Raw genomic sequence first — 8021 nt, 5'->3', positions numbered from 1 at the left:
TCCCGCTGTCACGGCTGATCCGCGAGGATCTCCAGGCCGTCCTCGACCGCGACCCGTCCTGCTCCGGCCGCCTGGAGGCGCTGCTGCCTCCCCGGGCGCGAGGGCGAGGGCGGGGCCGCGTTCCGGGGCGAGCCACGGCCGCCGCGCCGGTCAGGACCGCCGGTCGCCCTGCTCGGCGCGCTCGGCGTCCCGCTTCTTCAGCCGAGCCGCCTCCTTGCGGGCCTCGGCCTGCGTGGCGCGCTCCTTCCGCAGCCACTCGGGGGAGTCGTTCTTCAGGGCCTCGATCTGCTCCGTGGTGAGCGGCTCGGTGACCCCGCCCCGGGCCAGGCCCGCGATGGAGACGCCCAGCTTGGCCGCGACCACCGGGCGGGGGTGCGGGCCGTTGCGCCGCAGCTCCCGCAGCCACTCGGGCGGATTCGCCTGGAGCTCGTCGAGCTCGGCACGCGAGACGACGCCCTCCTGGAACTCGGCGGGCGTGGCGGGGAGGTACACACCCAGCTTCTTCGCCGCGGTGGCGGGCTTCATCGTCTGGGTGGTCCGGTGCGACTTCATGGTGTCCAGACTATCGACCGCGCGCGGGGGCTCCGACCACGCCGGGTAACCTGGCGGGGTGACAGGCTCGGAAGCATCCCCTACGTTCCGGCTCGCGTACGTCCCCGGGGTGATGCCCGCCAAGTGGGTGCGGATCTGGAACGAACGCCTGCCCGACGTCCCCCTGGACCTGATGCAGGTCGCGGCCGCCGACGCGTCCGGGGTGCTGCGCCGCGGCGAGGCGGACGCGGCGATCGTACGGCTGCCCGTGGACCGTTCGTACTTCCACGCGATCCCCCTCTACACCGAGACGACGGTGGTCGTGGTGCCCAAGGACCACCTGGTGACGGCGGCGGAGGAAGTGTCGCTGAACGATCTCGCCGACGAGGTCGTCCTCCACCCCCTGGACGACGTCCTCGGCTGGGAGCGGCCGCCGGGCCTGCCCGCCTTCGAGCGTCCCGCCACGACCGCGGACGCCATCGAGCTCGTGGCCGCCGGCGTGGGAGTGCTCGTCGTCCCCCAGTCCCTCGCCCGTCTGCACCACCGCAGGGACCTCACCTACCGGCCGGTCGTGGACGCCCCGCAGTCCGGTGTGGCGCTGTCGTGGCCCGAGGAGGCGACCACCGACCTGGTGGAGGACTTCATCGGCGTCGTCCGTGGCCGGACGGTCAACAGCACCCGGGGGCGGAGCCGGCCCCAGCAGCCCGAGGCGGAGCCTGTGCGCAAGCGCTCCGACGCGGCCGGCGCCCGGCGCCAGCCCGCGGCGGGTGGGACGGCGGGCCGCAAGGCGCGCGGCGGCTCCGACACCGCCAAAGCCGGCCGGCGCGGACGCCCCCGCCGCCGGTCGTGACCGCTCCTGAAGGTGGACGCTCCCGCCGCCGGTCGTGACCGCTCCCGAAGGTGGACGCTCCCGAAGGCAGGCGGCGTCTTCCGGGCCGTCCCGCGCGTCGCGGGCCGGCGGTCCCGCGCCGGGCGAGGCCCCGCTGCGCCGGTTCGCCGACGCGCCCCCACCCGCACAGGGGCCCTGTCGCGTCGGTGATCCGCCGAGTCGGCGGGCGCGCACCGGGAGACCCCGGCCCGGTAGCGGTTCGGTGACGTGGCGGACCGGCAGGGCGCTCACCCGCGGTTCCGGCACCGCGCGCGCCCTCCGCGCGGCCGGGCGGCTGCCACCGGCGCCGGGCGGGTCACCTGCCAGCCGTACGCCCGACCGACTCCACCAGCGGCAGCAACCGGTGCGGGACGCGCTCGCGCAGCGCCACCTCCGTGCGGGTGCGCACCACGCCCGGCAGTCTGATGAGCTTCTGGATGACGTCCTCCAGATGGGCGTTGTCCCGTGCGACGACCCGCGTCAGCAGGTCCCCGCCCCCGGTGATGGAGAACGCCTCGACGATCTCGGGCACCGCGGCCAGCGCGTCGCCCACGTCGTCCAGGTGGCCCTGGGTGACCTCGATGTGCACGAACGCGAGCACCGGGTGGCCCAGCGCGGCGGGGGAGAGGCTCGGGCCCGTGCCGGTGATCACACCGTCCCGTTCGAGGCGGTCGAGCCGCGCCTGGAGGGTGCCGCGGGCGACACCGAGGATGCGGGCGTACTCGCGCACACTCGTGCGTGGCTGCTCCAGCAGCAGCCGCAGGATGCGCGTGTCGAGCTCGTCCACGGCCATGGCGGTACCGGCCTCCTCGTCGGTCGTGATCACCACGACAGTACCAATGGCTCATGCGGGCCCGATTCGGATGAGCCACGCCCGGCGTTCCATTGGCCTGTCGTCGGCCACTCGGGGTGGTCGTTCACTGTGCCAATGGCCCACTCGTGAACGAAGCACTTGAGCCATGGCCCGCCGTGATGCTGTGATGGACGCGTCGATGGCGCTGCGGATCCCGCGGCGCCTTTTTCGTGCCGTGGGTGAAGGGGGCAGTGCGCCGTGCTGAAGAGGGTGTTCGTGGCTCCGGACCCGGGGCGGGCGCGGCTGCGCTTCGCCGCCCGGGCCGTCCTCGGCATCGGCCTGGCGGTCGTGGTCTGCGGCCTGGCGGGGTTCTCGCTCCAGGGCGTCGTCACCGGCGGGCTCGCCGCGCTGCTGGCCCTGTTCACCGTCGCCGACCCCACGGTCCGGGCCCAGGCCGTCACCACCGCGCTGCTGCCCGTCGTCGGGCTGCCCGTCCTGGCCGCCGCCGCGGAGCTGCACGCCCATCCGGTGGCGCGGGACCTGGTCCTCCTCGCCGTGGTGGGCGCGGGCGTCCACGCGCGCCGCTGGGGACCGCGCGGACACAGCCTCGGCGTCTTCGCCTTCATGACCTTCTTCGTGGTGCAGTTCCTGCACGCCACGGCCGAGCGGCTGCCCGAGCTGTCCGCGGCCGTCGTCCTGTCGGTGCTCAGCGCGGCGGCCGTCCGGTTCGGGCTGTGGTGCTACGAGCGCCGGCTGCCCCCGGCCGCCGCACCGGCCCCGCCCGGCGGGACGGGGCTGGCCCGCGTGACCACCCGGCAGGCCGTGCAGGCGGTCGCCGGCTCCGCCTTCGCGCTCGCCGCCGGCCAGCTGGTGTCGGGGCAGCGCTGGTACTGGGCCGTCGGCGCCACCTGGTGGATCTTCGTCAACACCGTCTCCCGCGGGGAGACCCTGGTGCGCGGCTTCCGCCGGGTGCTCGGCACGCTGATCGGAATCGGCCTCGGCGTCCTGGTCGCCGTCCCGCTGCACGGGGCCGCGGCGCCCACCGCCGTCCTGGCCGCGGTGTGCGTCTTCGGCATCTTCTACACGGCCGCCGTGTCGTACACCTGGATGATGCTCTGGGTGACGCTCCTCGCGGAGTCGCTCTACGGCCTCCTCGGCGTGCTGAGCCCCGGGCTGCTCGCGCTGCGGCTCGCGGAGACCGGCGTCGGTGCGCTCGGCGCGGCGCTGGCGGTCCTCCTCGTCCTGCCGGTGACCACCCATGCCGTCACCGACGCGTGGATCCAGCGCGCCCTGCGCTGCGTCCACGCGTGCACCGCCGAGGCGGCCGCCCGGCTGGCGGGCGTCCCGGACGCCGACCCGGCACCGCGCGTGGCCGAACTGGAGCAGCTGCTCGGCCGGGTGCGGCTGTCCGTCGCCCCGCTCGTGCACCCGCTCAACCCGCTGCTCGGCCGCAAGCGGCGCGCCCGGCGGGTGCTCGGCCTGCTCGACGACTGCGCCCGCGAGATCCGCGGCCTGGTGGCCGTCGCCGCCGACCCCGAGGCCTCCCACGACGCCCGCCTGGCCGCCGCCTGCTGGCGGGTGGAGGCCGCGGTGGAGGCGCTCACCGCCGGCCGCCCCGAGCACATGGCGACGGCCGCCGCCCACCCGCCGGCGGCGACGGAACCCGCGCTCGCCCACCTGCACGGCCTGGAGCGGGCCCTGGCGGACCTCGCCGGGCCCCTGCGCGCGCCCTCGCGGTCGCCGCTGGTCGGCGCCTGACACGCGCGCTGCCGTACGCCGCTTGGTCTAGACCTGGCCTGATCGGCTGCTACCGTCGCCCGGACGGCACGACCGAGAGGGGACTGCGGTGGCAGACGGCGGCGGACGGCGGGAGCGGGCGTTCATCGGATCGTTCACGGCGGCGGGAGGGCCCGGCATCGTCACCGCGGCCGTCGCCGCGGACGGTGGCGCGCTGACCGTGCTCAGCGGCGCCGGCCAGCTCCGCGACCCGTCCTACCTGGCCCTGTCACCCGACGGCGGCACGCTCTACGCGGTGAGCGAGACGTCCGAGGGCGCGGTGGCCGCCTACCGTGTGAAGGACGGCACCCTCGAACCTGCCGGTCCGCCCGTGCGGGTCGGCGGCAGCGGCCCCACCCACCTGAGCCTGTTCGACGGGCACGTGCTCACCGCCAACTACGGCTCGGGCAGCGTCACGGCCGTCCCCGTCGGCCCCGACGGGCTCCTCGACCATGCCCCGTCCGACGTGCTCCGGCACACCGGTTCCGGCCCGCACGAGCGCCGCCAGCGCGGCCCGCACGCCCACCAGGTGCAGCCCGACCCGAGCGGCCGCTGGGCCGTCAGTGTCGACCTGGGAACGGACTCGGTGCGGGTGTGCACCCTGACGGACGGCCGTCTCCTGCTGCACCGCGAGATCGCCCTGCGCCCCGGCTCCGGGCCCCGGCACCTGGCCTTCCACCCCGGCGGCGAGCACGCCTACGTCGTCAACGAGCTCACCCCCTCCGTCACCGTCTGCCGCTGGGATCCGGCGGCCGGCGCGCTGGAGCCGCTGACCGAGACCCCCGTGCTGCCCGACGCGCCGGCCGGGGACGCCTACCCCTCCGGCGTCGTCGTCGCTCCCGACGGCCGCTTCCTGTGGACCGCGACGCGCGGCGAGGACGTCCTGTCCGTCTTCGCGGTCGAGGGGCACAGGGAGCGGCTGCGCCTGCTGGGGACCGTCTCGTGCGGGGGCCACTGGCCGCGCGCGCTCACCCTCTTCGACGGCCGCCTCTACGTGGCCAACGAGCGCTCCGGGGACGTGACCTGGTTCGCCGTGGACCCGGAGACCGGGCTGCCGCACCGTACGGGCGCCGTCGGCGTGCCCGCGGCCTCCTGCGTGGTGTTCGGCTGAGTCTGCGCCACGCACCCCGCGCGGCGGTGTACGAAGGGCCCGCTCCGGCATACGGAGCGGGCCCTTGGGCGTGCGGGTGACGCGGAGGCTCAGCGCACCGGGATGCCCTGCGCCTGCTGCGGGGCGATGCCCAGCGCCGTCGTGTACTTGGCCAGGGCGAGCTTGCCGATGGCCGGGTAGGGGCCGAGCGCCTCGGCGGCGGCGCAGCCCACCTCCTCGGCGGCCGCGGCGACCAGCCCGGCGTCGATCTCCGGGCCGATCAGGTACGGCGCCAGGGCCAGCTGCTGGGAACCGGAGGCACGCAGCTGCTCGGCGACGTTCGCGATCGAGCCCTCCTGGTCCAGGGCGGCCGCCATGACCGGGACGGCGAGGCGTGCGGCCAGCAGCATGCCGGTGATCCCGGCGGCCTGCACGGCCTCGTCGCCGCCCACGGAGGCGAGGATGATGCCGTCGGCGGCGGTCGCCACCGTGAACAGGCGGGCACGGTCCGCGCGGGCCAGGCCCGCCTCGGACAGCCGCACGTGCAGCGCCTCGGCGAGCAGCGGGTGCGGGCCGAGGACGTCGGTCAGCTCGGCGGCGACCCGGCTGTCCATGACGGCCTGGCGCACCTGGCGCAGCAGGGCGCTGTCAGGACCGGCCAGCAGCGGCACCACGACGGCGACGGGGCCCTCGGGCGCCCTGGTCTCCACGCCGGCGGCCAGCGCCTGCTCGTAGCGGGCGGTGCGCTCCTCGGCAGCGCGCGAGAGCACGGACTGCAGCGTGGGGTGGTCGGCGTCGTCCCCGTCCAGGTACCCGATCCGCGCGTCGAGGCCGGGGAGTTCGGAGCGTGCGATGCTCACGACCTCCTCGGCGAGGCTGCGCGTGGCGGCGCCGGGCGTGCCCGGCACCGCGAGGACGAGCGCGGGCGCGCCCTCGGGAGCCGCCAGCGGTTCCGGTCGGCGGTGCCGTCCGGGCTGGCGGGGGCGCGGCATTCGTACTGGCAGGCCGGACGCGGGCCCAGTGGGGGAGCTCATGGCGCCGCATGTTACTGGCTTTCGGGGTTCTCCTGTTCGGGGAGGGTGCAGGTGAGCGGTTTCCGTCCCCTTTTGTCTGATGAGTTACGTACGGGTCCGTGTCGATCAGTGCCCGGAACGGGACGCGCTGTGACAACTCGCGCGGCACATGGGGTACTTGTCCGGCACGTGCGGATCGCGGGGATCAGTCCGCCCCGGGCGTCGTGACGTGCAGCATCTTCTCGTCGGCCGGCAGGGCGAGGGTGCCGCCTGCCAGGTCGGCGGCGATCCGCACCGAGCCGTGCAGCGGGTCGCCCTGGGCGGGCACCCGCAGCGCGTGCGGCAGCCGCCGGGCCAGCTCCTCCTCCAGCGAGAGCAGCAGGGGGTCGCCCATCGTGAACAGGCCGCCGGTCAGGGCGATCCGGGGCTCGCCGGAGGGCGGGCAGACGGCGGCGGCCGACTCGGCCATGTGCCGCGCCGCCGCGCGCAGGATGCCCGCGGCGACCCGATCGCCCCCGGCGCTGGCGGCGACCCGGGGCGCGAAGGAGGCCAGGACGGCGGCGCGGTCGGAGCGCGGGTAGAGCTTGCCGGGCAGCGCGGACATCGGCCCGAACTCCTCCTGGGCCGCGGCCAGCAGAGCCGTCGAACCGCCGTCCCGCCCGTCGTGGGCGCGCAGCGCGGCCTCCAGGCCGGCCCGCCCGATCCACGCCCCACTGCCGCAGTCGCCGAGCAGGTGACCCCACCCGTCCGCGCGGCGCCAGCCCGTCAGATCGGTGCCGATCGCGATCAGGCCGGTGCCGGCCGCGACCACGGCACCGGGCCGCGCGCCCAGGGCGCCGGCGTAGGCGGTGACGGCGTCGGCGGCGAGCGCGACCGTCCGCACGCCGAACTCCCGCGCCAGGGCCCCGGGCAGTTCGGCCCGCAGCGCGTCCCCCAGGGTGGCGAACCCGGCGGCGCCGACGACCGCCGTGGCCGGGCGCCGAACCCCTGTCTCCTCCGTCAGCGCCCTGAGGATGGGCACCAGTTGCTCCATCAGGTGCCCCGGGTCGATTCCCCGGGCACCGGTGCGCACGGGCTCCCTGCAGTCCCGCCGCGCCAGTGGTCCGCGCCCGGCCGTGCCGACGACCACGCGCAGACCGGAGCCGCCGGAGTCCACGGCGAGGAAGCCGGACGCCTCGGCGGCGTCCCACTGGCCTGCCGCCGCCTCGTCCCGGGTGCCCTGGTGGGAGGTCACGGCAGGCGCCAGTCCACGGGCTGTCCGCCCAGCCCGGTCAGCAGGTCGTTGGCGCGGCTGAACGGACGGGAGCCGAAGAAGCCGCGATCGGCCGACATGGGGGAGGGGTGGGCGGACTCGACCGAGGGCAGGTCGCCGAGGAGCGGGCGCAGATTGCGGGCGTCCCGCCCCCACAGGATCGACACCAGCGGCTTGCCGCGCGCCGCCAGGGCGCGTATGGCCTGCTCGGTGACCTCCTCCCAGCCCTTGCCGCGGTGGGCGCCGGGCCGGCGGGGCGCGGTGGTCAGAGCCCTGTTGAGCAGCAGCACCCCCTGTCGCGTCCACGGCGTCAGGTCGCCGTTGGAGGGCTGGGGCAGCCCCAGGTCGCTGTTCAGCTCGCGGAAGATGTTGATCAGGCTGCCCGGCAGCGGGCGCACGTCGGGCGCCACCGAGAACGACAGCCCCACCGCGTGCCCGGGGGTCGGGTACGGGTCCTGCCCGACGATCAGGACGCGTACCTCGTCGAACGGCTGCTGGAACGCGCGCAGGACGTTCTGCCCGGCGGGGAGGTAGGTGCGCCCGGCGGTGATCTCCGCGCGCAGGAAGTCGCCCATTTCGGCGATCCTTCCGGCGACGGGTTCGAGGGCCTTCGCCCAGCCCGGTTCGACGATCTCATGCAAGGGTCGTGGTGCCACGGCCGTCACCCTACTGCCGCGCGCGGGGCGCCGATCAAGCGG

Annotated in this window: 8 protein-coding genes; 3 read left to right on the top strand and 5 right to left on the bottom strand. The window is 75.9% G+C overall.

Features of this window, described 5'->3' with window-relative positions; translation table 11 throughout:
- Positions 1-150: 150 nt before the first annotated feature.
- Positions 151-552: a DUF5997 family protein gene (locus ABZ920_RS21845; protein ID WP_361507396.1), complete on the bottom strand. Its 402-nt coding sequence runs from the start codon at positions 550-552 to the stop codon at positions 151-153.
- A gap of 58 nt (positions 553-610) precedes the next feature.
- On the opposite strand from ABZ920_RS21845, the gene ABZ920_RS21840 reads away from it, so the two are divergent.
- Positions 611-1381 (top strand): LysR family transcriptional regulator substrate-binding protein, encoded by a 771-nt coding sequence (locus ABZ920_RS21840; protein ID WP_361507393.1) that lies wholly within the window; start codon positions 611-613, stop codon positions 1379-1381.
- A gap of 334 nt (positions 1382-1715) precedes the next feature.
- Here the strand turns inward: ABZ920_RS21840 and ABZ920_RS21835 are convergent, their stop codons facing one another.
- Entirely contained in the window at positions 1716-2192 is a 477-nt protein-coding gene (locus ABZ920_RS21835) for an Lrp/AsnC family transcriptional regulator (protein WP_361507414.1), read from the bottom strand.
- Between the two features lie 258 nt (positions 2193-2450).
- Between ABZ920_RS21835 and ABZ920_RS21830 the strand changes: the two genes are divergently transcribed.
- Together ABZ920_RS21830 and ABZ920_RS21825 are read left to right on the top strand one after the other, a co-directional pair.
- Positions 2451-3950 (top strand): FUSC family protein, encoded by a 1500-nt coding sequence (locus ABZ920_RS21830; protein WP_361507390.1) that lies wholly within the window; start codon positions 2451-2453, stop codon positions 3948-3950.
- Between the two features lie 88 nt (positions 3951-4038).
- Entirely contained in the window at positions 4039-5079 is a 1041-nt protein-coding gene (locus tag ABZ920_RS21825) for a lactonase family protein (protein ID WP_361507387.1), read from the top strand.
- 89 nt (positions 5080-5168) lie between these two features.
- Here the strand turns inward: ABZ920_RS21825 and ABZ920_RS21820 are convergent, their stop codons facing one another.
- The 3 genes from ABZ920_RS21820 to ABZ920_RS21810 form a co-directional block, all read right to left on the bottom strand.
- Positions 5169-6092: a hypothetical protein gene (locus ABZ920_RS21820; protein WP_361507384.1), complete on the bottom strand. Its 924-nt coding sequence runs from the start codon at positions 6090-6092 to the stop codon at positions 5169-5171.
- A 184-nt stretch (positions 6093-6276) separates the two neighbouring features.
- Positions 6277-7227 carry a BadF/BadG/BcrA/BcrD ATPase family protein gene (locus ABZ920_RS21815; RefSeq protein ID WP_361507411.1) on the bottom strand — a complete coding sequence of 317 codons (951 nt, stop codon included), beginning with the start codon at positions 7225-7227 and terminating at the stop codon, positions 6277-6279.
- Positions 7228-7301: 74 nt separating this feature from the next.
- Positions 7302-7979 (bottom strand): uracil-DNA glycosylase, encoded by a 678-nt coding sequence (locus tag ABZ920_RS21810; protein WP_361507382.1) that lies wholly within the window; start codon positions 7977-7979, stop codon positions 7302-7304.
- Between the last annotated feature and the right edge of the window lie 42 nt (positions 7980-8021).

Origin of the sequence: Streptomyces sp. NPDC046831 (assembly GCF_040645305.1) — a bacterium.
Lineage (GTDB): Bacteria > Actinomycetota > Actinomycetes > Streptomycetales > Streptomycetaceae > Streptomyces.
The sequence above is the reverse complement of the archived record's forward strand: the minus strand, read 5'-3'. Positions and strand labels throughout refer to the sequence as shown.

Bases quoted from the DNA above. Each gene is read 5' to 3' on its own strand.
- ABZ920_RS21820 (WP_361507384.1), bottom strand. From the start codon at position 6,092: ATGAGCTCCCCCACTGGGCCCGCGTCCGGCCTGCCAGTACGAATGCCG.
- ABZ920_RS21835 (WP_361507414.1), bottom strand. From the start codon at position 2,192: ATGGCCGTGGACGAGCTCGACACGCGCATCCTGCGGCTGCTGCTGGAG.
- ABZ920_RS21845 (WP_361507396.1), bottom strand. From the start codon at position 552: ATGAAGTCGCACCGGACCACCCAGACGATGAAGCCCGCCACCGCGGCG.